We start from the raw sequence: 25,016 nt of genomic DNA on the forward strand, positions 1-25,016 counted from the left end.
CCGCACCGACGAGCGTACCATCGCCCTGCACACCCGTGCAGCCACCACCATGGAGGAGACGATGAGACGCCAAGCCGCGGCCGCGATGGCCGCTGTGTCACTAGCACTGCTAGCCCTGCCCTGCACCAGTTCCCTGGCCCAGCCCACCGGCATCAAGCGCACCGTCATCACCCGCGGTGACATCTCCGTGCCCAACCGCGAAGCGGTCGTCGCCCATGTCGAACTGGCACCCGGCGCCACCGCGGGCCGCCACACGCACCCGGGCGACGAAATCACCTACTTCCTCGATGGCGAAGGCGAACTGCTGATCGACGGTGCGCCACCGCGGCGTGTAAAAGCCGGCGAAGCGATCATCATCCCCGCCGGCGTGGTGCACGACGCGCGCAATCCAGGCAGCACGACGACGAAACTGGTCGGCGTGTACGTGGTCGAGAAGGGCCAGCCGCTGGCCACGCCGGCGAAGTAGTCAGCTAGCCAGCCGCCCGGCCGGGAAGGCCGGCGCGGCGGCCATCGCGCCGCGCCAGCGCAGCACCACCGCAATGGCGGTGCCGGCCAGCAGCGCCGCACTGCACGCGATCGACGCCACCGCCGGGATCCCGCCGTATTCGACCAGGCCGCTGAGGGGTGCCATCAGCAGCATTACGATCCCGACCGAAAGCTGCGCCGACTTCCAGCCCGGATGGCGCGCATGATCGCGCAACAGCAGCGGCGTAAAGGCCAGTGCGACCGCCGTACAGCACAGCCACGCGCGCCATGCGCCGGTGGTGGCCAGCAGCACCACGCAGCTGCCGGCCAGGTAGGCCCCCAGCACAATGCCGAAGCGACCCAGCAGCGCCAGCGCCAGCTGCCGGTTCAGGTCGCGCGGCGGCGGCGCCACCGGCGCCAGCAGCAGGATGCCCTGCTCCGCACGGGAGTTCTTCACGGCCGACAGCAGGCCATCCACGTGCGACAACACCGCCAGCATCATCGCCACCAGCAGCAGCGGGATGAACGGCCGCATGGTTTCGGGACCGGTGTAGGCCCGGCAGGCCAGCGCGCCGCCGGTGAGAATCGCGAGGATCAGCACCGCGCGGCTCCAGTGGGCCCGGCCGCCCAGCGCATCGAGCAGGCGCGCGGCGGGCCGGCCCGGCGCTGTCAGCCGGGCATGATAGAAACTGTCCAGTGCGCGGAACAGCGTGCCGCCGGAAGCCATCGTCATGCCGCCCTTGCCCTTGCCGGACCGGCGGTCGATGCAGGTACCGAACCGGTAGTGCGCGTCGCCGCCGCGCGGGAACAGCACACGCAGCACCAGGGCGCCCAGCGCGGCCAAGGCTACCAGTCCGCCCAGCGTGACGGCCGCCTCGCCCGCCTCGAGCACGGCCTCCAGCGTGCCAGCGGGATACCACGGCAGCCGCGCCGCCAGCCAGGCGAACGATGGCACCAGGCCCAGCCACGGATAGCGGCAGCACAGCGCCGCGAACAGCAGGACGGCAGCGCAGCTCAGCAGCGTGAGACCGTAGTGGCTGTTGGCAATGCCGAACAGTACAGCGGGTGGCACGCTGGCGGAGATCCACAGCACCGCGGTCAGCGCCAGCAGGCGGCGGCGCATGCCCGGCACCAGGCAGGCCGACGCGGGGGTATTGAGCCGCATTGCCGTCTGCAGGTACAGGCTCCACCACATGACAGTCGCGATCGACAGCAATGCCGCCGCCACCGCACCAGCGGGCAGGGGCACCACGCCAGCGAGCACCGCGCCGGACGGCAGCACCATCAATCCGAGCAGCAACCATGTGATCCACAACCGTCCCTGCACGCGGTGGCGCAGCACCACCTGCATCAGCAACTGGCGCCAGGCGTTCATCGCGTCACCTCTTCGAACAGGTCTTCCAGCGAGACCGGCTCGAGGCGCACGCCGGGCGATGCCAGCAGGCGGATCGACTCCTGGGCGGACAGCCGCGCCACGATGCTGAAGGCGCCGTTACCGTGGCGCACGCGGCCCAGCTCCTGGTCCAGGCGCAGCGTGGCCAGCGCCTTCGGATCGCCGCTGACGCGGCGGGTGCCTTCCAGCAGGTCGTCGAGCGGCGCCTGCAGCGCGATGCGGCCATCCTTCAGGAAGGCGACATCGACCGCGATGCGTTCCAGGTCGGACAGGATGTGCGTCGAGAACAGCACCGTGGTGCCGCGCTCGATCACGTCGTCGACCAGTTCGCGCAGGAAGTCGCGGCGGCCCACCGGATCGAGGCTGGCTACGGGTTCGTCCAGCACCAGCAGGTCCGGATCGGGCGCCAGCGCGCGGATGATCGACAGCCGCTGCTGCTGGCCGCCGGACAGGCTGGCGATGCGCTGCCTGCGCGTGGCCGGATCGAAGCCCCAGCGCGCCAGCAGGTTCTCCACCTTGTAGTCGTTCCAGCGCGGGTACAGGGTACGAAAGTACGCCAGCAGCTGGTCCGGCGTGAGCCAGTCGAACAGCTCGGACTTCTGCGGCACGTAGCCGATGCGGGCGCGGGTCGCCGGCGACAGGTTGCCGGCCGGCTCGCCGAACAGCGTGATGGCGCCGCTGTCCACCTCGCGCAGGCCCAGCAGGCATTCGATCAGCGTCGACTTGCCGGCGCCGTTGCGGCCCAGCAGGCCGATCACCGCGCCGCTGCCGATGTGCCAGTCGATCCCGGCCAGTACCCCGCGGCCGCCGAACGAGCGCGCCACGCCTTCCATTGCCACCACGGATGTGTTCATTTTTCTTCCTTCAGGACTTGTTTGAACAGTTCGAGAATCGTGTGATCGTCCAGCTCCAGCTGGCGGGCCTCGCGGGCCGCGCGCTCCAGCGACGGGCGCAGCAAGGCTTCGCGCTCCTTCTGCCCACCCGGCTTGCGCTGCGCGACCTGCATGCCCTGCCCGCGGATGCGCTCCAGCGCGCCTTCCATCTCGAGCAGGTTGTAGGCCTTCGAGACCGTCATCGGATTGACGGCCAGGGTCCCGGCCACCTCGCGCACGGAGGGCAGCGTGTCGCCCGGCGCCAGCACGCCGGCGGCGGCGAGCCGCCTGACCTGCTCGATCAACTGGCGATAGATGGGTTCGGCCGACCCGGTAGTGATGGCAAACAGCTGGGCGGTATGTTCGGTCATGGCGGGCGCTGGTTCGCTGATGGGTTGTATTACTGTATTAGTTGATTGATACAGTATACGTGGGACCTGGCCATGTCAAGCCCGGGCTGCATACGTGCGCGAACTCGGCGATAATCGGATCCCAGTGCTTTTTCAACAAGGAAAAACATGAAGATCGGCTTGCAAACCTGGGGCAGCCATGGCGACGTGCGCCCATTCCTGGCCTTGGCGGAGGGCCTGCAACGCAGCGGGCATGAGGTCATCCTCGTCATCACCTGCGTGGACAGCGATGCCTATGCGCGCCATGTGTCGCCCTCGGGCGTGGATATCCGCATGGTGGCGTCGCCGGTGCTGGGGACCGAGGATGCGGGAAAGATCGGCGCCACCGTGTTCGACACGCGCGACCCGATGCGGCAGATGGCCAAGATCCTGCGCCTGGCCTTCGCGCCCGTCGAGGACCGCATGTTCGCGGCGGCCGAGAGGTTGTGCGAGGAATGTGACGTGGTGATCGGACATTTCTTCATGCATCCGCTGCGGGCCGCGGAACAGCGCGCCGGGCGCCCGTATGCCAGCGTGATGTTGTCGCACGGCGGCATCCCCAGCGCCTGCGACCATCCGATGCGTTCGCGCGGCGGCGCCCAGTGGGCCAACCGGCTGCTCTGGTGGGTCACGCGGCTGGCGGTCAACCGCGCGCTGCTGGCCGATACCAACCGCCTGCGCGCCCGGGCGGGGGTGCCGCCGGTGCGCGACATGATCGACGAGGTGTGGCTGTCGCCGCAGTTGACGCTGGTCGCGGTCAGCCCGGTCATCGCGGTCCAGCAGCCCGACTGGCCGCCCGGCGTGCAGCTGAGCGGTTTCCTCGACATGCCCAATATCGCTGTCGAAGGCAGCGTGGCGCCCGAACTGGCCAGCTTCCTCGCCGCGGGCGAGGCGCCGGTCTACATGACGCTGGGCAGCTGGATGCCGGCCGACATCGACTGGCAACGGCAGACGCTGCAACTGCTGACCGAGGCGGCGCGGCTGGCCGGCTGCCGGGCGATCATCCAGAGCGCCGACGCGGCGGCCTGCGGCTTCGCGTCGTCGGATCGCTTGCTCTACGTTCGCGCCGCGCCGCACCACGCCGTGTTCCCGCGCTGCGGCGCGGTGCTGCACCATGGCGGTGCCGGCACCACGCAATCGGCCATCCTGGCCGGCAAGCCATCGGTGGTGGTGCCGCACATCAGCGAACAGGAACACTGGGGCCGGGAGCTGCAGCGGCTGGGCATCGCCGGCATGCCCGTGCACCGGCGCAAGGCTACCGCGGCCGGGCTGGCGAAGCTGATCCGCCAAGTGCTGGATACGCCGGCCATGACGCAGGCTGCCGTCGCAGCCGGGGAGGCCATGCGGCAGGAGGATGGCGTGGCCGCCGCGGTCGAGCTGGTCGACCGCGTGTTCGGCCACGCGCAGGCGCGCGCCGCGGCGCGCTGATGCGCTCGGTCAGAGCTTCGTGGCGTGCTCGCGGGTGGCGTGGAACGTCAGCTTCGGCCAGCGTTCCTGCGTGAGGCGCAGGTTGACGCCCGACGTGGCGAGGTAGGCAAGGTTGCCGGCGGCGTCATATGCCACGTTGTGGCCGAGGGCCGCCTCGAAGTCGGCCAGCGCCTTCTTGTCGTCCGACGAGACCCAGCGCGCGCTGCTGATGCTGGTGCCTTCGAACACGGCGTCGACGCCGTACTCGTTCATCAGGCGGCTGGCGACCACTTCGAACTGCAGCACGCCGACAGCGCCCAGCACGAGCTCACCGCCCTGCACCGGCTTGAAGACCTGCACCGCGCCCTCTTCGCCCAGCTGCTGCAGGCCCTTGTGCAGCTGCTTGATCTTCAGCGGATTGCGGATGCGCACCTGGCGGAAGAAGTCCGGCGCGAAGTACGGGATGCCGGTGAACTGCAGCATCTCGCCTTCCGAGAAGCTGTCGCCGATCTGCATGTTGCCGTGGTTCGGCAAGCCGATGATGTCGCCGGCGTACGCCTCTTCCACCTGCTCGCGCGACGATGCCATGAACGTCACCACCGACGACACCTTCACTTCGCGCCCCAGGCGCAGGTGCTTGACCTTCATGCCCCGCTCGAAGCGGCCGGAGCACACGCGCAGGAAGGCGATGCGGTCGCGGTGCGCCGGGTCCATGTTGGCCTGGATCTTGAACACGAAGCCGGAGAACGGCTGCTCGGTCGGCTCGACGGAACGCACGGTGGCGTCGCGCTCGCGCGGCGGCGGCGCCCAGTCGACCAGCGCCGACAGGATCTCGCGCACGCCGAAGTTGTTGATCGCCGAACCGAAGAACACGGGGGTCTGGATACCGGCCAGGAACTGCTCCAGGTCGAACGGGTGCGAGGCGCCGTGCACCAGTTCCACTTCCATGCGCAACTGGTCCATCTCCAGCGGGAACATCTCCTGCAGCTTCGGATTGTCGATACCCTTGATGACTTCCACGGTCTGGTTGGCGCTTTCCGAACCGGCGCGGAACAGCAGCACTTCGTCGCGCAGCAGGTGGTACACGCCGCGGAAGTTCTTGCCCATGCCGATCGGCCAGGTCACCGGCGCGCACTGGATCTTCAGCACCGACTCCAGTTCATCCAGCAATTCCAGCGGGTCGCGCGTTTCGCGGTCCATCTTGTTCATGAACGTGACGATCGGCGTATTGCGCATGCGGCACACGTCGAGCAGCTTGATGGTCTGCGCCTCGACACCCTTGGCCGCGTCGATCACCATCAGCGCCGAGTCGACGGCCGTCAGCACGCGGTAGGTGTCTTCCGAAAAGTCCTGGTGGCCCGGTGTGTCGAGCAGGTTGATGATGTGGTCGCGGAACTCGAACTGCATCACCGACGAGGCAACGGAAATGCCGCGCTGCTTCTCGATCTCCATCCAGTCGGAGGTGGCGTGGCGCGCGCTCTTGCGGGCCTTGACGGTACCGGCCATCTGGATCGCGCCCGAGAACAGCAGCAGCTTCTCGGTCAGCGTCGTCTTGCCGGCGTCGGGGTGGGAAATGATGCCGAACGTGCGGCGGCGCTGGACTTCGCGCGCGATCAGCGCGGCAGGCTTGGCGCTGGCGCCCGCTTCCTGCTCGCTGCTTGCCTCAATGGCTGGGGTGGTGACTTGGGATTCTTCGGACATGGTGGCAACCAACGGTTCGGCTCGACGGAAAACCGTGGATTTTACCGTTTTTTGGCCCTGGCCGGGTGCTTTGCCATCCCGAAAAACGCGGGACGTCCTCGAATGCCGTTCAGTTAAGTCCACCCAAGGGCAAATTCTGGGGTCAGGGAGGAGTACTGGCCTGCAGGCCAGTACCGCTACGCCGGCAAGGAGCGATGCTCCTTGAAACCCCGGCTACGCCCCGCCGGGGTGAAGCAGGGGTTTCGCGAAGCATGCTTCGCGCCTGCGCAACGGTCCTGGCATGCTTGCCAGGATTCCCTCCTGACCCCAGCCCTTCGCCGTTGCGGTGAATGCATGCGCTTTCAATGTGTCGTGTAATGCTGAACTTGTCGACATTGGGCTCAGTCCCCCTTCACGCGCCGCCAGCCGACCGGATGCGCGCCCTCCGAATCGAGTTCGACGATCGGCCGCGTCAGCGTTTCGCCCTTGGCGGTGGTGGCGATCATCTTCATTTCGCCGCTGGGCAGCCGCACGATGATGAAGCCGACCGCCGCCGACGTGTTCGACAGCGTGCCGCCCACGATCCGCCCGTTGACGCCGACACCGCGGCACACGTCCAGCGCGTAGGCGTTGCTGGTACCGCCCACCGAGCAGGACGACGACGAGGTGGGCAGGTTGGTCACCACGTTGGCCACGCCGCTGACGATCTTCGGGTCGATGTTCATGCGCTCGCCCGGGTTCAGGCGCCAGTCGACGTACCAGCCGCTCTTCTGCCGCAGGTCGGCCGCGTCGTCGGTGATCTGGTACGAGCCGGTGTTGGTGCCGGCACCGGAGGTGCTCAGCATCTGCTGCTCCATCGCGGCGCCGCGCAGGTTGACGTAGGCGCCCGAGTCCTTCACCACGTACAGGCTCTGCACGTCGGCATTGGCGGTATCCGGCACGTCAAGCAGGCGGCCGGTGCCGAACAGCACCACGCGCTCGGGTATCGTCGTGCCTTCCACCGCGCACAGCGTGACGTCCGGGCGCGTCGTGATCGGCTGGGCGGCACCGGCGTCGCCCAGCTTCAGCACGCCCACGCTGCCGTCGGTGGCCGTCAGGTCGAAGCGCCACATGCGGCCATCGTTGTCGCCGCCGTAGATGTGGGTGACCAGCGGGTCGCCGTTCGGATCGGCCGTGATCGCGGTGATCTTGGCCAGGCCCGATGGCGTGGCGGTATCGCCGCTGTTGGTGCTGACCGTCTTGAGCACCGCGCCGGTGGCGATGTCGACGATGAACAGGTAGCCCTTGCCGTCGCCCGTGTCGACACCGTCCACGCCGGGCACGTTGTTGTAGCCGGACGTGAGGAACACCACCCAGCGCTCGGCACCCGAGCCATCGCGCCACGTGCCGAATTGCGGATTGCCGAACGACAGGCCCATGTTCGGTACGGCGTTGGCGCACACGCTGGCGTCGGCGCACAGTTCCCACAGCTGCCTCGGCTGGCGCGGGTCGGTGATGTCCAGCGCGTAGTAGCCGCGGCCGCCCGCGTTCAGGCCGGCCACCAGCACGGTGTGCCAGGCGCCGTTGAAGTACACGTCGGCCACTTCGGGAGAGCCGTCGGTGGTGAACTGGTGGTTGGTGGCATACGTGGTGCTCGACAGCGCCGGCAGCTTCTTCATCGTGATGCGCGGCACGTAGGCCCATGCTTCCTGGCCGTCCGCGGCGGAGAACGCGTGCAGCATGCCGTCGTTCGCCGCCGTGAACACGGTGGCCACCGGGCGCGCCGCCGTCTGGGCGTCGCGGAACTCGGGGTAGCCGTTGCCGGTGTAGGCCTTGCGCGGATCGCGCACATAGGCCGGCTTCGACGAGGCGATATCGCCCAGCACGATCGGGATCGACGGCGTGTCGCTGCTCATCGAGTAGGCGCGGAAGATGCGGTCGTTGGCATGCTGCTGCTGGCCGCGCAGCCAGTTCACCATGTGGTCGCCGCTGTTGACGATGTTCCGGTCGGCCACCGACAGCAGCGTGCACTGCGGCAGGTTCGGGCACTGGCCGGTGAACCAGGCCTTTTCCTGGGGGGACATGGCATCGTAGCGGAACGCCTTCAGGGCGCCGCTGCCGGCCATGTAGATGCTGCGCGTGTCGCTGGACGCGGCCACCTTCTCGCCGAGCGTGTCGGTGGTGGTCCAGACGGTGGTATTGCTGACGACGCCCGTGGTGGGATCGATCTTCCGGTCCGACAGTTCGCCATACCATTTCACCGTGGTGAAGGTATCCGAGAAGATGTCGTTGTCCTGCAGCGAGATGTTCGGCGTGGAGGTGGCGGCGGCCGACGCGGCGCCCAGCGTGACCTGCATGTTCGACAGCGCGGACGACAGGCCCTCGACCACCTCGCGCGGTTCGTTGGCGCTGAAGTACTTGCCGTGGCCATTGATGGCGGCATGCCACAGGTCGTCGACCCGTTCCTGCACGGTATTGCCGGTATTGGTCACGTCCGGATTCGGCCACACGTACGGGCCGTTGTTGTTCCACGGGCAGCCGGTCTGCACGCGCGTGATCAGGTTGTAGAAATCGCCGCCCGCCTTCGGTGCCGAATCGTAGTTCGGCTCGTAGGTCATCACGCCATCCATGCCCAGGCCCAGCGTGTAGGTGTTCATGTGCAGGTGGGTATTCTCGCCCTCGGCGGCCGGCACCTGGCCGGGCCTGGTCATGTCCGGTTCCAGGTCGGGGCGCAGCGACACGGTGGCCGTCGACGAACCGCCGTTATACCAGTGCAGCGCCACGTCCGAGATCGAAGGCTGCGACTGGCCGCGCGTATCCACGCAGCCGCGGCCGTACGTGCAGAAGCGCCCGGCGTTGTCCTGGTTGTCGTTGTTGACCACGTTGGCCGTCGAGCTGCCGTTCCAGTAGCCGTCGGTGGTGAGGATCAGGAAGTTCTGCTGGCACGGGAACTGCACCACTTCCTGCCCCGAGTCGTAGTCGTACGGCGCCAGGTTGGCGAACATGCGGCCGACGTTGTCCATGGCGGTGCGGATCGGCGTGGAGCCGCTGCTGGTGGTGTTGTACAGCGTGGAATACCAGGTGCTGCGCGCCGTGCCCGTGAAATCGGCCGGCTTCATGTCGATCGACAGGGCGGCACCGGCCTGCGACAGGCGCACGAAGCCCACGCGGTAGTTCGCGTTGATGGCGGCGAACGCGATGCCGACCGAGGTCTTCATCATCTGCAGCCGGTTCTTGTAGTACGCATACCAGTTGGCGAAGTTGGTCATTTCCTCGTCGTAGGTGCAGATCCCGGTCTGCGCCACGCAGTCGCTGCGCGAGGCGGCCTTCGGATACGTGCGGCCGGGTACGATGTTCACCCGCGAGAACGCGCTCGGCAGCGACGACAGCGCCGTGGTGGTGACGGGAATGCCTTCCACGATGCTGGTGGCGTTCACGGTGCTGAACGTGACGTTGTTCTCGCCCGACACCGTGCCGCTCAGCGCGGCGCCGTTCGCCGTGGCGTTGATGTTGACGACGCAGACCGTGGTGGCCGGTTCATTCGCGCAGACACCGGTGGTGGCGTCGCCGCCCAGGTAGGCGCGGTGGGTGGCGCGGGTGCTCGACGCATTGATGGCCTGCACGATCGCCAGCGCCACCTGGGCCGGCGACATATTGCGCAGCGATACGGTGCCGGTGATCGTGGTGGAGCCGAGCCTGATGCTGGCGATGCTGCCGCTGCTGCGCATGTTGCCGCGCCCGCCGATGCGCAACAGCGCCGTCGGTGGCTGGCCGCTGGTGGCCGGCGTGGTCTGCACCGATGGCGCATCCACTTCCACGCCCCAGCCCTGCCGCGTGTTGGTGAAGGCGTCTTCGCGGATCGTGCTGCAGTTGGTCAGCGACTTGGCGCCGCCGGCGCAGACGATGGGCACCACCGCCACCACGTTGTCGGACGTGAGCGGGATGCCCAGCGACGAGCAGGCCGGCACGGTGGACGAACCGGTGGGCGTGCGCACGCAGGCCCAGTAGGAATTGATGCCGAGGCCGGTGCGCGCGATGATGCTGGCCGCGACCTGGGTAGCCAGCGCCTGCTGCCGCGCGGCGGTATTGGTGCCGCTCGGCGCGCTGACGGCGCCGTTGCTGATCGTGACCGGCGCATCCGGCGAAGCCGGGTTGATCACGGTGACCGAGGCGATCTGCATCGGCGACGACGACAGCGTGGTGCCCAGCGTGATGGTGCCGTGGGCGATGGAACTGGTCGGCGGCGACGAGTACTTCGGGTAGACGTAGCTGCCCACGCGCTTGGCCTGGCAGGTGGTCAGCGCGCGGTTGCTGCACCAGCGCACGGTGGCCGGTACCGGGTAGCCGTCCGGTGCGGCGGCGCCGGCCGCTACCGACGTGCAGCTGGTCAGCCGCTCGTCGCGGCAGTACTCGGACACGGCGATGTTGTAGTAGTACGGCCCGCCGCTGATGGCGGCCGGGTTGTAGTAGGCGTTGTCCGGGTAGGTGTAGGTGGCCGTGTTGATGCGGCAGTCGCTCTCGTCGCTGCTGTTGCACCACTTCAGGTCGGGGAATTCGCTGATCAGGTTGATCGCGCTGTCGGACGAGCCGTACAGGTTGGTGTTGCTGCGGCCGAAGCCATCGCTGGGCACGTTGGTCCAGTTGGCCGTCTGCGCCGCCGTCATGTCCGGGTAATACGTGCCATCCCACTGGATCGGCGCGCCGTAGCGGATGCGCGGATTGTAGTACTGGCGGTTGAAGTCGGGGCTCATGAAGGGCGGATGGCCCACGGTGCACGCCGTGATGCCGGCCGACAGCGTGAGGCGCGAGCGGCACAGGTTGTCGTTGACGTAGTCCGGCGTGTAGGTCTGGTCCATCGAGCCGGAGTTATCGAACAGCAGCATCAGGTTCGGCTTGACGGTACCCGTGCCGGCGATGTTCAGCAGCGGCACCTGGGCGATATTGGTGGTGGCGGCCAGTACCGGGGCGGACACGCAGGCCAGCAGCCATGCCAGCACCGGCACGAGCAGGGGTTTAAGCAACTGCGGCAGCAGCTGGACAGGCCGCGGCTGTGGCGCCGGGCGGACGGCCAGTCGGCCCTTGAAGTAGGTCATCGGGTTCATCATCGTCTACGGCCCCATCATCACGACGGCCTGGTTCATGACATTGCCGCCGCGCGGGCCGGCGATCCGCGCGGTGATCACGTAGTGCAGCTGCGGCTTGCCCTGGTAGGCCGGCGCATCGGACGCCAGGCTGTCGCCGACGCGCGTCCTGGCCTGTACGTTCTGCCGCGCCGCCGTCAGCGTGCAATTGTTGGCCGGATTGACGGCGTTGTAGGCGCCGGCGAACTGGCACATCCGGTGGATCACGTATTCGACCTGGTCGCGGCGGTTGGCATCCCATACCGTCGTCGAGCCCTGCCAGAACGCCGGGTTCGATACGCCCTGCCCCGCGCCCGGATTGATGGTGGCCACGTAGCCGGCGGCGGGCACGTCGTTGTACAGCGTGTTTTTCGGCACGCTGCTCAGCCAGTCGTAGGCGGCGTGGATGCCCAGGTCGGCCGCTTTCGACAGCGCATCCTCATGGGCCAGGTTCGAGGTGGTGAGCGCCGTCGAATTGGTGGAGCGCAGCAGGTAGATGCTGCTGACCATCATCACGACGAGCATGATCAGCATGACCGGCAGCGCCACGCCGCGCTGGTGCACGATGTCCCTGGTGTGTGTCATGCGCGTCATGGCCGCCACCCCGCATTCCGGATCGGCACGATCGTTTCAAACACGCGGTAACGGTAGCAGGTCCAGCTGACGGTGTCGTTCGGTACGGCGAGTGCCACCTGGACGGACGAGGCGGTGACGCCGGCCGGCACGGCGGTACTGAACAGGGTCAGCGGCGCGGTGGTGGCGGTGCACGTGGCCTGCCCCGCGGCGGGCCGCTCGGGCACGGCGCCGCGGGCGACGATGGCGATGCGCAGCGCGGCGATGCGCTGCCAGTCGCCTGCGGCGCCGGTGCTGCCGTCGCCATCGGCATCGATCATCGCGCTGCTCCAGCGGCCCACCTGCATGCCGGCTTTGGGGACGAACGCGGTGCCGGTGCGCGTATCGAAACCGTATTGCGCCTTCAGCGCCACCACGTTGCCGACCACGGCCTGCGGCTGGGCGCCGGTACCGGCAAGGTCGGTGGCACGCAGCTGCAGCACGCCGTTCGTGACGGACCAGGTGTGGAACGACAGCTTGCCGGCCGGGCCGAGGTTGAACACGCGCGCCTGGCCGCCGTTGTACAGCACGCCGAGGTTGCCGGTATTGAAACGCGAGGCGGCGCCGGCCGCGATCTGCAGCACGCTTGCAGCGGGTGGCGCCGACAACTGCGCCAGCGCGCAGTCGGTGCCGGCCGGTTCAGGCGCGACGACGATGACGTCGCCGGCGCTGAAGCCGAACGGTGCCACGTTGGCGACGCCGATCGTGGTGCCGCCCATGTAGTTCTGCCACACCTGGGTGGAGCCGACGCCGGCCAGCCCGCTGCCGGAATACAGGGTGAGCGTATCGGAACCGGTGCCGCCGTTGCCGATGACAGCCGGCGCCAGCGGCCTGATCACTGCGCCGTCGCGGGTGGCGGCGGCAAGAGTAAAGCCCTGGGTATCGGTCATGCGGGTATTGCAGCCATTGACCAGGTCGTCGTTGAGACCCCAGCCGGCTTGCGACGCATCGGTATTGATCGAGAACAGCGCCAGCATGCCGTTCTGCATGGCATCCGAGCCGCCCACCGAGGCGGCCTTGCTCTGCTCGCCGTTGACCATCAGCCGGGTGGCGAACATGACGGCCAGCAAGCCGACGACGACGGCGACCATCAGCTCGACGATCGAGAAGCCCCGTTGCGCCGGGCTGGACAGGCGCGGTGCTGCGGTCGGTGGCACGGCCGTCCCGGGCGCATCGCCTGGCAGCTTGTCATGGGTCGGCCGCGTGTTCATTGGCGGCGTGTTCACTGGCAGCGTGTTCATTGGCAGCGTGTTCATCGGTGCCCTGCTCATCGGATGTACGCGGTCACGAGATGGCCGCTGTCGTCGGCGCCCTGCTTGCGGCGCCAGCGGATCTCGATTTCCACGCGGGTGCGCTGCGCTTCCGGCACCACGGTGACGCGGCAGCGCGCGCCCGGGATGGCGGCTGCCGTCTCGGCAGACCACGGCGCCAGCGCGGCCGGGGCGGTGGCGCCCAGCGCGACCTGGTAGGTGGCCAGGTTGGCCACGTCGTTGCTCATGATGCCCACCAGGCGGTCGGCCGCCAGCGTGGCTTCCGCCCGCATCGCCGAGTCGGCCAGCGCCGAGTACGAGCGCGCCTGCAGGCCGATCGTGCCCAGCAGGCCGAGCGCCAGGATCACGACGGCGATCAGCGCTTCGAGCAGGGCGATGCCGTGCTGGACGCGCCGGGCCGGGGGCATGCGCCGGACGGTGCGCGGCATCATGGCGGACAGGCCCGGGAGTCGGGCGCGACGGTGGCCGGGTCGCATTTCGCCGCCATGCCGGCCAGCGTGACAGCGACCGCGGCGGCACGGACATCACCGGCCAGGCCGGTGGAAGGATCGAGGCGCAGCCGGGTCAGCCGGTCCTGGATGGTCGTGTCCACCCAGCCCAGTTCGGTGAAATACACGGCCGTCGCCCCTTCCGGCGCCACGGCCGGGATCAGGATGGTCGACGGCGGCAGCGACGTGGCGGCGCGGAACACGGAGCGGAAGCCCGCTGCGCCTTCCGGATCGCCCGTTGCCGCGGCGGCGGTCGTCGACCAGTTGCCGGTGTTGTCCGTGCACGGGACACCCGGCGCGGGGAAGCACAGGTCGACCTGCCAGTCGAACTGGCCATTGGTGCCGGGCGTGAGCACGAAGCGGCTGCGCGCGTTGTGCGCCACCGCCTGGCGCCGCGCCATCGACAGGCCGTCCAGGTAGAACTCCGACGCCGCCCTGGCCTTGTTGGAGACGATCCATTGCGTCATGTTGGGCACGCCGACGGCCAGCAGGATGCCGAGGATGGCGATGCCGACCAGCACCTCGATGAGCGTATAGCCGAGCGGCCGCGGCCGCACCGGCGGCGACAGCCCTGTCAGCACCGGCGATGGCAGCTTCAGCTGGAGCACTGGCCGCCCTTCCTGTCGACCCAGCACGCCGTATTGGTGCCCCACGCCGGCGTTGCCGTGGTGGCCCGGTTGCCGTTCTGGTCGATCGTGTAAGTAAACCCGGTCATCTTCGCGCGGCCGGTGGCCGTCACCGTGAAGGTGGACGCGGTGGCGTTGCTCAGCGCATAGGTGAAATTCGGCGTCGCTGCGGGAAAGGCGCTGGAGTTGTCGAACCCCGCATAACTGCGGCCGTTGTTCCAGAACTGCTCCGCATTCGCCTGCGCCGCGCCCAGCGCCGTAAACGCCTCCGCCGTGCGCGCGCGGGTGACATAGCCGGTGTAGGCCGGCACGGCCACGGCCGACAAGATGCCGACGATCACCACGGTGACCAGTACTTCCATCAGCGTGAAGCCTTGTTGGGCGTGTTTCATGGGAGCCTTTGTGACATTGTGCGATATTGATGTACGGCAATTTTACGACAGAAACTATCGTTTCTTTAGGAAAAAATCGTCTCGTGTGGCCTGCGCGCGTCTTGGCACGGCGTGCGGCGGTAGTTGTTGCCGGGTTTGCGCATGAAACCTGCGCTTACAGCAGAGTGATGGATTCAAGGGTCTGTAGGAGCAGACCTTGCCGGGCGCTTGCCGGGCCATCCGGACTGGGCAAGGCTGTCGAACCGCCCCCGTGCGGAGTATTTCCTGAAGCAATGTTCGCTGCCGTACGGACAGCACCGAAAAACGGGGAAATGAGGCAGGGCCTGGCGTTGCGGCCGGTCGAGCCTGCCGCGAGGTCAATCGTGCGCTGTCGGCAAACCCGCTATGTTATGAAAATGCGAAGTTTCCGTAGGACTAGACTGACAGCTGATGATCTAACCAACCTACACCCCGGCGGAAACCCGTCTTATGTTCGTTACCTACATAGGAACTTAAAGTACTACCAACGCGATCGGCGCCGTGCGGCATCTAACCAAGAGTCGCAATTCGCAATTCACACTGAAGCAGCCGACGCAATTCCTGTACTTAAGCTCGTGAGGACAATATGAACAACACTCAACTTGGCATTTCCGAAAAAACCTCGATGCCGCTCGCCGGCGTGCGGGAAGCCACCCGGCCCGTGATCAGCTACAGCGGCACCCAGCAGAATGAATTGCTGGCCGCGCTGCCGCGCCACGTGCTGGAGTCGTTGTTCGAGCACCTGGAACTGGTGCAACTGCCGTTCGGCAAGGAACTGTTCGAGTATGGCAGCAAGCTGGAAAACGTTTATTTCCCGACCACGGCCATCGTTTCGCTGCTGTACGTGATGGAAGATGGCGCCACGACGGAAATCGCCGTGGTCGGCCACGAAGGCGTGGTGGGCGTGTCGATGTTCCCGGGCGAACGGGCCATGTGCACTGCGGTCGTGCAGAGCGCCGGCTATGGCTACCGCCTGAAGGCCCAGGCACTGCGCGACGCTTTCAACCAGGGCGGCGCCCTGCCCCAGCTGCTGATGCGCTACAACACGGCGCTGTTTGCCCAGATGGCGCAGAACGCCGTGGGTGGCCGCCACAGCTCGATCGAACAAAAGCTGTGCCGCTGGCTGCTGGACCGCCTGGACCGCTCGCCGACCAACGAGCTGAAGGTGACGCAGGAAATGATCTCGATCATGCTGGGCGTGCGCCGCGAAAGCATCACGGCCGCCGCCGGCAAACTGCAGGAAGACGGCTTGATCACTTACCGCCGCGGCAACATCACTGTACTGGATCGTGCGGGACTGGAACGCTATGCGGGCGAGTGCTATAAGGTGGCAAAGACGGAATACGATCGTCTGCTCGTTGACGTAGCGGGCTGCTGAACGCCGCCAGCTTCACCGTTTCATTGCCCTGCGCGGCAGGCTCGGCCTGGCTGCGCAGCGGTATGCGCACTTCGATGCAGGTCCCCTTGTCGCCGCGCCCGCGGCGGATCGTCAGGGTACCGCCCAGCAGCAAGGCGCGCTCCCGCATCCCCAGGATGCCGTGCGACATCGGCTTGGCCAGCGTCGGCGCCGCGATGCCGATACCGTCATCGATAATCCTCAGCACGATGCCCTCTTCCGTTCGCTGCAGCGTGACCGACACGCGGCTGGCCTGCGCATACTTGCGGATATTGGTCAGCGATTCCTGCACGATGCGGAACAGCGCGATCGACAGGCTGGCGTCGCCGCCCCGCACGATGCCATCGATCTCCGGCCCGATCTCGGTATCGCACGGCAGCTTCGTCATGCGCGAGAAGTCGTCGGTGTAGCTGTCGATGGCGGCGCACAGGCCCAGGTTGTCCAGCAGGCTGGGGCGCAGGTTCTCGATGATGCGGCGCTTCAGCTCCACCGTTTCCACCAGCGTGCCGCGAGCCCGCTTCAACTGGGCCGCCAGGTCCGGATGCGTCTTCTGCAACTGCAGCATGACGGCGCCGATATCCATGCCGATCGACGTGAGGCTGGCGCCCATTTCGTCATGCAGCTCGCGCGACAGGCGCGACTTTTCATCCTCGCTGACACTGATCAGATGCCGCGACAGCACGGATAGCTGCTCGGTACGCTGCGCAACCATCGCCTCGAGATTTTCGTTCGACTGCTGCAGCGCATACTCCACGGCTGCCTGCCGGAAGTAGCTGCGGCTGACCAGGCGGTAGAACATGACCAGCACGACGATGGCCACCGCATTGATCAGGACACCCAGCACGAGCGCATTGTGGTATTCCTCGTAGAACCGCGCGCTGCGCGCCTCCAGGGTTTCGTTCTGCTCCTGGATCATGATCACGGTTTGCAGCCTGATCTCGTCCAGGCCGCCTTTCTCGTCGCCATAGCGCGAGATGTTGACGATTTCATCCAGCCCGCCATGGTGGTACACCTCGATGGCCTGGTTCAGCATCGTCAGCTTGCGCCGGACAAGCGTGTTCAGCTGGGACAAATTCTTCAACTGCGCGGGATTGTCGGCCAACAGCGCCTGTAGCTGGCGCACTTCCGCCTCTGTCTTGTCGAGCACGCTGCGCGTGGGGCCGAGATAGACTTCGTTGCCGGAGATGAAATAGCCGCGCATGCTGCTTTCGGCGTCCTGCACCAGGACGTCCAGGTACTGGAGGCGCTCGGCAACCCGCGAGCTTTGCAGCACCTGCGCGTTGGCGCTTTTCAGCGCCCGCAGGTTATGGAAAAGGAACAGGCCGTTGACGATAAGGATCAGCGCGCACGTAACGCACAAAACGGTCTTGTAGAGGGGCAGCCGGTGATGCGGCGCTGCCTTCGCGGTGAAATACATCCTGAAGCATCCTTCGCTGGCGCGGACGGCGGTCGGGCCATTATAGCCCGGCCGCCGTTTTAGTGCCCACCGGAAATGCTGCAGAGCGGGAATATTACCCCGCGGAACAACACCGCCTTGGCATGCCGCCGCCACAACCGCCGCGCCAAAAGAAAACCGCCAGAACCGATCCGGGAGGATCGGCGCTGGCGGTTCCAGTCCTGACGAGCACTCGGCCGCGGTCAATCCAGCAGATTGTTCTTCATTGCATAGTAGGTCAGGTCACTATTGGACTGCAAGCCCATCTTCTCCATGATCCGGGTACGGTAGGTGCTGACTGTCTTGATGCTGAGCGACAGCGCGGTACCGATATCGGACACGGTGGCACCGCGCGCCAGCCGCAGGAAGACCTGGAATTCGCGGTCCGACAATTCCGTGTGCAGCGCGGTATTCGGGTCGCGGTCGAAGCTTTGCGCCAGCAATTCGCCGACTTGCGAACTGACATAGCGGCGCCCCTGGAACACGGTGCGCACGGCAGTAATCAGTTCATCCGCCTCGCATTCCTTGTTCAGGTAACCGTTGGCCCCCATCTTGAACAGGTTCAGCGCATATTGCTGTGCCGGGTAGCCGGACAGGATCAGCACGGGAAGATCCGGCTGGCCCTGGCGAATGGTACGCAAGGTGTCGATACCGCTCTGGTCGGGCATGGCGATATCGAGCAGCAGGACGTCGCAAATCTCGCGGCGCGCAATGTCCAGTGCTTCGCGCCCGGTACTGCCTTCCGCAACCACGGAAAATTCTTCGGATTGCGAAAAGATCTGTTTGAAGCCTGCTCGTACTATCTGGTGATCGTCACAAATGGCAACGCGTATCATTGTTTCCCTCGTATATCCCTGGCTTGGGAAATTGGCCGTGGATCGCTCGCCGAGCGTCTGTATTTTTCACTAACAGAATTATAACGTTGATATTGTAACACCAATCATTTAACGTTCTGGCCCGTTGTCGCGCCTACAAATGGGGACGAAGGTGGTAAAAAAAAGATGCAGGGCGCGCCGTGCGGCGCAGCCCTTATTTCAACAGGCCAAGAATCGCCAGCAACTCGTTGCGGATCATTTCCCGGTCGAGCGGCGGTGGCGGTGGTGGCATATCGTTATCATACGCTTCCTGGGCGGCGACGCCACGGCTGTCCAGCTTATTGCGCGCACCGCTGATCGTGAAGCCCTGCTCGTAGAGCAGCTCACGGATCCGGCGGATCAGCAGCACTTCATGGTGCTGGTAATAGCGGCGGTTGCCACGGCGCTTGACCGGCTTGAGCTGGGTAAATTCCTGTTCCCAGTAGCGCAGCACATGCGGCTTCACACCGCACAGCTCGCTGACCTCGCCGATCGTGAAGTAACGCTTGGCCGGAATCGGTGGCAAGCTGACCAGTTCGGTCTTGCTGAGGCGATCGTTCATGCCTACCCTTTATCAGGCTGCTCGTGCCAGCGCGGCACTTTCTTCCACCATGCCCTTGAGCTTCTGGCTGGCGTGGAAGGTCACGACGCGGCGCGCCGTGATCGGAATTTCTTCGCCCGTCTTCGGGTTGCGGCCCGGGCGCTGCGGCTTGTCGCGCAGCTGGAAATTGCCGAAACCGGACAATTTGACCGCTTCGCCGCGCTCGAGCGCGTTGCGAATCTCGTCGAAGAAGGTTTCGACCATATCCTTTGCCTCGCGCTTGTTCAAGCCGACTTGTTCGAACAGCAATTCGGCAAGTTCTGCTTTGGTGAGCGTAGGCAAGCTCTTCTCAGCTTCCTTGCGGACCTTTGCAACCTGCATGGCGCTGTGCAACTCGGCATCCAGCGCTGATTGCAAAACCGCGGTGTCGTTGTTGTTAATTTTGCTGCCCTGCCTTTACAAAGTACGTGGGTCCGGCAATGCCGGACCCGCTTATGTGAACCGAATGTTGACTATTCTGAATGAATGCTGCGGTGCGCGAAAGAGCCACACCGCACTTACTGCCCATTTACCGCGCATTTACTGCTGAGCTTAAGTCCACCCTAAGATAGGGGCGCCCGACAGCAAAACAAGTTATCACAACAATCTTGTCATAACAAACTGCCGGCCAGCCCGGCGCCGGCGGAACCGGGCCGGATCGGACCGATGCATCTGATCCGATCGAGTCAAGCGGAGCTGGAACGAGCCGAAGTTGAACTTGAACTCGAACTTGAACTTGAACCGAGCCGAGCCGAGCCTGAACCGAGCCGAACTTGAACCGGGCCGAGCTTGAACCGAGACTTGAACCGCGACTTGAACCGCGACTTGAACCGAGCCAAATTTGAGCCGAGCCGAGGCGGCTTCGACCTCAGCTTGGATCGGCTCGCCTCAGCGACCGTTATTTTCGGGCTTTCGCACCCAGTTTCTGCGCCGCCGCATCGACCAGCGAACCCATCAAGGCATCGACGATTTCGTCCTGCAGGGTTGTTTGAGTATCTTGCAAGCTAAAGCGGAAAGCAAGTGATTTCTCGTCCGACGCGAGGCCGGCGCCACGGTATTCATCAAACAAAACAATGGCTTGCACGATGCGCGCGTGTTCGCTGGCGGCCACCGCGGCGGCGAACACGTCCAGCAATTCCTGGGTTGCCACCGTTTGCGGAACGACCAGCGCCAGGTCGCGGCTGGTGCCCGGGAACTTGGAGATTTCCGTGTAGGCCGGTACCGCACGTTGTTGCAACGCAACAGCATCGACTTCGAAGACCACCGGGGCCTTCGGCAAGTCGTACTTTTGCAGCCAGCGCGGATGCAGTTCGCCGATGAAGCCGATCACCTTGCCCTCGACCGCCACGGATGCGGCACGGCCCGGGTGCAGCGCCGGGTGCTCCAGCTTGGCGAAGCGCAGCGGGACGGGGGCGAACAGCGCTTCCAGGTCGGCCTTGACGTCGAAGAAATCGGCGTCGCGGGTCGGCAGGCCCCACTGCTCATCGGCCTGCGGGCCATAGGCAATGGCGCCGACGCGTTGCGGCTGGTCGTAGCCGGCCACCGTCAGCGGGCCATCCTGCACGCCGGCGTCGCGCTTGTACACGGCGCCCACTTCGAACGCCCGCACGCGCGGCGCCTTGCGGTTGACGTTGTAGCGCACATTGGCGACCAGGCTGCCGATCAGCGACGAGCGCATCACCGACAGCTGGCTGGCGATCGGGTTCTGCAGCTTGATCGGGTCGTCATTGGCGTTGAAGTCCTGCTCCCACTGCGCTTCCACGAAGCTCATGTTGACCACTTCCTGGTAGCCCAGGTCGGCCAGCTGGTGGCGCACGGCGAAGATCGAACGCTCGTTTTCCGGCGCGATCCGCATCGTGTTCTCGGCCACCGGAGGCCTGGCCGGGATGTTCTCGAAGCCGTACACGCGCGCCACTTCCTCGATCAGGTCTTCCTCGATCTCGATGTCGAAGCGGTAGCTCGGCGCGGTCACGCTGAACACGCCGCCGCCCTGGGCATCCTGCTGCAGCGTGAACGGCAGCGCCAGGCGCGTGAAGATGTCGGCGATGACGTCGTCCGTCAGTGGCACGCCGATCACCTTCTGGGCACGCGCGGTACGCAGTTGCACCGGCTTGCGCTCGGGCAGGTTGACGACCTGGTCGTCGATCGGGCCCACTTTCGTCTCGGCCGTGCCGCAGATTTCCAGGATCAGCGCCGTGATGCGCTCGATGTGCTCGGGAATCGTCGCGTAATCGACGCCGCGCTCGAATCGGTGCGCCGCGTCGGTGGAGAAGTTGTACTTGCGGGCGCGGCCCTGGATCGCGTTCGGCCACCAGAACGCCGCTTCCAGGTACACATTGGTGGTGTCGAGCGACACGGCCGTGGCATCGCCGCCCATGATGCCGGCCAGCGATTCGACCTGCTCGGCGTCGGCGACCACGCCGACCCATTCGTCGACGGAAACGGTATTCCCGTTCAGCAGCTTCAGGGATTCGCCGGCCTTGCCCCAGCGCACCTCGAGGCCGCCATGGATCTTGTCCAGGTCGAACACGTGCGACGGACGGCCCAGCTCCAGCATCACGTAGTTCGAGATGTCGACCAGCGCCGACAGCGAACGCTGGCCGCTGCGCTCCAGGCGCTGCTTCATCCAGTCCGGCGTCGCCGCCTTTGCGTTCAGGTTGCGGATCACGCGGCCGCCAAAGCGGCCGCACAGGTCCGGCGCGCCGATCTTGACGGCCAGCTTCTCATCCAGCGTGACGGCGGCGGCGGCACCTGCCGGCGCGTTCAGCGGCGAACCGGTCAGTGCCGCCACTTCGCGGGCAACGCCCAGCACGGACAGGCAGTCGGCCTTGTTCGGCGTCAGCTTGATGGTGAACTTCAGGTCGTTGAGCGCGTAGTAATCGCGGAAATTCGTGCCGACCGGCGCATTGTCCGGCAGTTCCAGCAGGCCGCCGTGGTCCTCGGACAGCTTCAGTTCGCGTGCCGAGCACAGCATGCCCTGCGACTCGACGCCGCGCAGCTTGCCGACCTTGATTTCAAACGGCTTGCCGTCGGCGCCCGGCGGCAGCACGGCACCCGCCGTCGCGCATGCCACTTTCAGGCCTTCGCGCACGTTCGGCGCGCCGCACACGATGTTGAGCAGCGTGCCAGTGCCCACGTCGACCTGGCACACGTTCAGGCGATCGGCGTTCGGGTGTTTCTGCACTTCGCGCACGTGGCCGACGACGACGTTGGTGAACGGCGGCGCGACGGGTTCCACTTCTTCCACTTCGAGGCCGGACATCGTCAGCAGGTGGGACAGCTCATCCGAAGTCATCTTCGGATCGACCATGGTGCGGAGCCAGTTTTCGGAGAATTGCATTTTCAGCCTTCAGTATTCTTTTTTAATTGAACTGCCCTGTGGGGGCTTGCCTGAGCCGCTCAGTTGAACTGCTTCAGGAAGCGCAGGTCGCCTTCGTAGAACAGGCGCAGGTCGTTGACGCCGTAGCGCAGCATCGTCAGGCGCTCGAGGCCGGAGCCGAACGCGAAGCCGATGTATTTTTCCGGGTCCAGCCCGAAATTGCGCACGACGGACGGGTGCACCTGGCCCGAGCCGGACACTTCCAGCCAGCGGCCCTTCAGCGGACCCGAGCCGAACGCGATGTCGATCTCGGCCGACGGTTCCGTGAACGGGAAGTAGGACGGGCGGAACCTGACTTCCAGGTCGTCGGTCTCGAAGAATGCCTTCACGAAGTTCAGGTACACGCCCTTCAGGTCGGCGAAGCTGATGTTCTCGGCGATCCACAGGCCCTCGACCTGGTGGAACATCGGCGAGTGGGTGGCGTCGCTGTCGACGCGGTAGGTGCGGCCCGGCGCGATCACCTTGATCGGCGGCTGGTGGCTGCGCGCATAGCGCACCTGCATGGGGCTGGTGTGCGTGCGCAGCAGCAGCGGCTTGCCCGTGCTGTCGCTGCCTTCGATGTAGAAGGTATCCTGCATCGAACGGGCCGGGTGGTTTTCCGGGCTGTTCAGCGCGGTGAAGTTGGTCCAGTCGGTTTCGATCTCGGGGCCGGCAGCCACTTCGAAGCCGATCGAGCGGAAGATCGCCTCGACCCGTTCCCACGTGCGCATCACCGGGTGGAGTCCACCGGGAGCGCGGCCGCGGCCGGGCAAGGTCACGTCGATCGCTTCGGCATTCAGGCGCTGCTGCAGCTGCGCATCGGCCAGCGCATCGCGGCGCGCGGTCAGCGCGGCTTCGATCTGCTGCTTGGCGGCGTTGATCAGGGCGCCCTGGGCTTTCTTTTCCTCGGGCGCGAGCTTGCCGAGGCCCTTCATCAGTTCGGTAATCTGGCCAGTCTTGCCAAGGTACTTGGCTTTGGCGTTTTCAAGTGCGGCGGCGTCCGCGGCGGCGAGGAAGTCAGCCTGCGCGACGGAAACGATTTGTTCGAGGGAGTTCATCCGACTGATTTTCCTATGCTGGAAATGTAAAACGGGGCACCGGTCGTTATCCCGTGCCCCGCTCTTCGCGCCACCCTTCGGGCGGCACGCAACATCGATTGCCAATGCTTAATTAGGCAGCAGCGATCTTTGCTTTCACGGCGTTGACAATCGCGGCAAACGCCGGCTTGTCCATCACAGCCATATCGGCCAGGACTTTACGGTCCAGTTCGATAGCAGCTTTCTTCAGGCCATTCATGAAGACGCTGTAGGTCAGGCCGTGTTCGCGCGAAGCCGCGTTGATACGGGTGATCCACAGGGCGCGGAAGACGCGCTTCTTGTTACGACGGTCGCGGTAGGCGTACTGGCCAGCGCGCATGACTGCTTGCTTGGCAATACGGTAAACCTTGCTGCGACGACCGCGGTAACCCTTGGCCTGGTTTAGTACTTTTTTATGACGGGCACGCGCGGTAACCCCACGTTTTACTCGAGGCATAGTAGCTCCTTAATGAGTGTGAGATTAAGCGGACGGCATCATGCGCAGGACGCTGGTGACGTCGGACGCATTGATGTTACGGGTGCCACGCAGCTGACGCTTGTTTTTGGTGGTCTTCTTGGTCAGGATGTGACGCTTGAACGCCATACCCGATTTGACGGTACCACCCGGACGCACGCGAAAACGCTTCTTCGCGGAGCTTTTGGTCTTCATTTTTGGCATAACACATCTGTCCTCGCGGACAGCTCCAAATAACAGGATCGCAGGTGGCAACAACACGTTGCGCTTGGGTGCCTGCTTTCACTTGTTGATGCAGCGGCGGCGGGGCCACTACATGTTGCGGATTTGATCCCGCAAATTCTTGTTGCCGGGCTCGAGGGCTCAACTGGCGCGCGACACCTAAAGGCGTCCAACACCAGCTTGTCGGCAAGCCGGCAATTATACCGAGTTTTTCAGCTACGCACCATCATTGGCGGATGCATAGTTGAAATCCGCCCCCGGTAACCTGCACAGCGGGATGCAGTTCGGGCCCAGCGCGCGGAATCGTACTTCAGTACGATGAGCACGGTGGACCCGAAATGCGCCCGCTTTGCAGGCTTACCGCGGCGGATTTTTTTTCTTGGGGGCTATGACCATGATCATTTGACGCCCTTCCATCTTGGGGAACTGCTCGACCTGGCCGAACTCTTCCAGATCGGACTTCAACCGCTCCAGCATGCGCATGCCGATGTCCTGGTGGGCCATTTCGCGGCCGCGGAAACGAAGGGTGATCTTCGTCTTGTCGCCCTCTTCCAGGAACTTGATCAGGTTGCGCAGCTTGATGTTGTAGTCGCCATCGTCAGTACCGGGACGGAATTTGACTTCCTTCACGGAGATGACTTTCTGCTTCAATTTGGCTTCGTGCGCTTTTTTCTGCTCGGAGTACTTGAACTTACCGTAATCCATCAGACGGCAAACCGGTGGCTGCGCGGTGGGCGCAATTTCCACGAGGTCCACGTTCGCTTCTTCCGCCAGGCGGAAGGCTTCGGCCAGGCTCACGATGCCCAGCGGCTCATTATTGACGCCGGAAAGACGCATTTCCGGTGCCGTGATTTCGCCATTGATGCGATGCTGCGACTTGTCAGTAGCTATTGCAGTTTCCTTTAAAA

22 protein-coding genes are annotated in these 25,016 nt (G+C 65.3%); 3 read left to right on the forward strand and 19 right to left on the reverse strand.

The annotated features are described in order from the left end of the window. Positions 1-61: 61 nt before the first annotated feature. Positions 62-466, forward strand: a complete 405-nt coding sequence (locus tag OU994_RS20965) for a cupin domain-containing protein (protein ID WP_373922475.1) — start codon at positions 62-64, stop codon at positions 464-466. On the opposite strand, the gene OU994_RS20970 is transcribed toward OU994_RS20965, so the two are convergent. The 3 genes from OU994_RS20970 to OU994_RS20980 are packed head-to-tail and all read right to left on the reverse strand — an operon-like array spanning position 467 to position 3,101. Then, positions 467-1,840: a hypothetical protein gene (locus OU994_RS20970; RefSeq protein WP_281607509.1), complete on the reverse strand. Its 1,374-nt coding sequence runs from the start codon at positions 1,838-1,840 to the stop codon at positions 467-469. Next, entirely contained in the window at positions 1,837-2,712 is an 876-nt protein-coding gene (locus OU994_RS20975; protein WP_131145241.1) for an ABC transporter ATP-binding protein, read from the reverse strand. Before OU994_RS20975 ends, OU994_RS20970 begins: the two co-directional genes overlap by 4 nt. Then, positions 2,709-3,101, reverse strand: a complete 393-nt coding sequence (locus OU994_RS20980; protein ID WP_281607510.1) for a GntR family transcriptional regulator — start codon at positions 3,099-3,101, stop codon at positions 2,709-2,711. Before OU994_RS20980 ends, OU994_RS20975 begins: the two co-directional genes overlap by 4 nt. 147 nt (positions 3,102-3,248) lie before the next feature. Here OU994_RS20980 and OU994_RS20985 point away from each other — a divergent pair, with 147 nt between their 5' ends. Continuing rightward, entirely contained in the window at positions 3,249-4,547 is a 1,299-nt protein-coding gene (locus OU994_RS20985; RefSeq protein WP_281607511.1) for a glycosyltransferase, read from the forward strand. A 9-nt stretch (positions 4,548-4,556) separates the two neighbouring features. Here OU994_RS20985 and OU994_RS20990 read toward each other — a convergent pair whose 3' ends face one another. From OU994_RS20990 to OU994_RS21020, 7 genes are all read right to left on the reverse strand, one after another. Next, on the reverse strand, positions 4,557-6,227 hold the full coding sequence (locus tag OU994_RS20990; protein ID WP_174800396.1) for a peptide chain release factor 3: 1,671 nt from the start codon (positions 6,225-6,227) through the stop codon (positions 4,557-4,559). A gap of 380 nt (positions 6,228-6,607) precedes the next feature. After that, complete coding sequence (locus OU994_RS20995) at positions 6,608-11,290, reverse strand: pilus assembly protein (protein WP_281607512.1); 4,683 nt, start codon at positions 11,288-11,290, stop codon at positions 6,608-6,610. A gap of 3 nt (positions 11,291-11,293) precedes the next feature. Continuing rightward, complete coding sequence (locus OU994_RS21000) at positions 11,294-11,899, reverse strand: hypothetical protein (protein WP_281607513.1); 606 nt, start codon at positions 11,897-11,899, stop codon at positions 11,294-11,296. Further along, entirely contained in the window at positions 11,896-13,173 is a 1,278-nt protein-coding gene (locus tag OU994_RS21005) for a PilW family protein (protein ID WP_281607514.1), read from the reverse strand. The genes OU994_RS21000 and OU994_RS21005 overlap by 4 nt, the downstream gene beginning before the upstream one ends. A gap of 11 nt (positions 13,174-13,184) precedes the next feature. Next, entirely contained in the window at positions 13,185-13,619 is a 435-nt protein-coding gene (locus tag OU994_RS21010; protein WP_131145237.1) for a prepilin-type N-terminal cleavage/methylation domain-containing protein, read from the reverse strand. Then, on the reverse strand, positions 13,616-14,284 hold the full coding sequence (locus tag OU994_RS21015) for a Tfp pilus assembly protein FimT/FimU (protein WP_281607515.1): 669 nt from the start codon (positions 14,282-14,284) through the stop codon (positions 13,616-13,618). Before OU994_RS21015 ends, OU994_RS21010 begins: the two co-directional genes overlap by 4 nt. Further along, on the reverse strand, positions 14,272-14,694 hold the full coding sequence (locus OU994_RS21020) for a type IV pilin protein (RefSeq protein ID WP_281607516.1): 423 nt from the start codon (positions 14,692-14,694) through the stop codon (positions 14,272-14,274). The genes OU994_RS21015 and OU994_RS21020 overlap by 13 nt, the downstream gene beginning before the upstream one ends. A 604-nt stretch (positions 14,695-15,298) precedes the next feature. Here OU994_RS21020 and OU994_RS21025 point away from each other — a divergent pair. Next, a complete protein-coding gene (locus OU994_RS21025) occupies positions 15,299-16,090 on the forward strand; it encodes a Crp/Fnr family transcriptional regulator (RefSeq protein ID WP_281607517.1) in 792 nt (263 codons plus the stop codon). On the opposite strand, the gene OU994_RS21030 is transcribed toward OU994_RS21025, so the two are convergent. From OU994_RS21030 to infC, 9 genes are all read right to left on the reverse strand, one after another. Continuing rightward, entirely contained in the window at positions 15,987-17,525 is a 1,539-nt protein-coding gene (locus tag OU994_RS21030; RefSeq protein WP_281607518.1) for a CHASE3 domain-containing protein, read from the reverse strand. The two genes, OU994_RS21025 and OU994_RS21030, sit on opposite strands and share 104 nt — an antisense overlap. A 221-nt stretch (positions 17,526-17,746) precedes the next feature. Continuing rightward, entirely contained in the window at positions 17,747-18,379 is a 633-nt protein-coding gene (locus OU994_RS21035; RefSeq protein WP_131145232.1) for a response regulator transcription factor, read from the reverse strand. 193 nt (positions 18,380-18,572) lie between these two features. Further along, positions 18,573-18,959, reverse strand: a complete 387-nt coding sequence (locus OU994_RS21040; RefSeq protein ID WP_131145231.1) for a MerR family transcriptional regulator — start codon at positions 18,957-18,959, stop codon at positions 18,573-18,575. Between the two features lie 12 nt (positions 18,960-18,971). Beyond that, positions 18,972-19,319, reverse strand: a complete 348-nt coding sequence (locus tag OU994_RS21045) for an integration host factor subunit alpha (RefSeq protein ID WP_131149008.1) — start codon at positions 19,317-19,319, stop codon at positions 18,972-18,974. A gap of 556 nt (positions 19,320-19,875) precedes the next feature. Beyond that, positions 19,876-22,317, reverse strand: coding sequence for a phenylalanine--tRNA ligase subunit beta (pheT, locus tag OU994_RS21050; RefSeq protein ID WP_281607519.1), 2,442 nt, complete (start codon positions 22,315-22,317; stop codon positions 19,876-19,878). Between the two features lie 59 nt (positions 22,318-22,376). After that, on the reverse strand, positions 22,377-23,393 hold the full coding sequence (pheS, locus tag OU994_RS21055) for a phenylalanine--tRNA ligase subunit alpha (RefSeq protein WP_281607520.1): 1,017 nt from the start codon (positions 23,391-23,393) through the stop codon (positions 22,377-22,379). A gap of 112 nt (positions 23,394-23,505) precedes the next feature. After that, positions 23,506-23,868 (reverse strand): 50S ribosomal protein L20, encoded by a 363-nt coding sequence (gene rplT, locus OU994_RS21060; RefSeq protein WP_130188793.1) that lies wholly within the window; start codon positions 23,866-23,868, stop codon positions 23,506-23,508. A gap of 24 nt (positions 23,869-23,892) precedes the next feature. Continuing rightward, a complete protein-coding gene (gene rpmI / locus OU994_RS21065; RefSeq protein WP_057262756.1) occupies positions 23,893-24,090 on the reverse strand; it encodes a 50S ribosomal protein L35 in 198 nt (65 codons plus the stop codon). 375 nt (positions 24,091-24,465) lie between these two features. Continuing rightward, positions 24,466-24,999 carry a translation initiation factor IF-3 gene (gene infC / locus OU994_RS21070; protein ID WP_131149007.1) on the reverse strand — a complete coding sequence of 178 codons (534 nt, stop codon included), beginning with the start codon at positions 24,997-24,999 and terminating at the stop codon, positions 24,466-24,468. Positions 25,000-25,016: the final 17 nt, after the last annotated feature.

The sequence above is a fragment of the Pseudoduganella sp. SL102 genome, assembly GCF_027856995.1.
GTDB classification, from domain to species: Bacteria; Pseudomonadota; Gammaproteobacteria; order Burkholderiales; family Burkholderiaceae_D; genus Rugamonas; species Rugamonas albidiflava.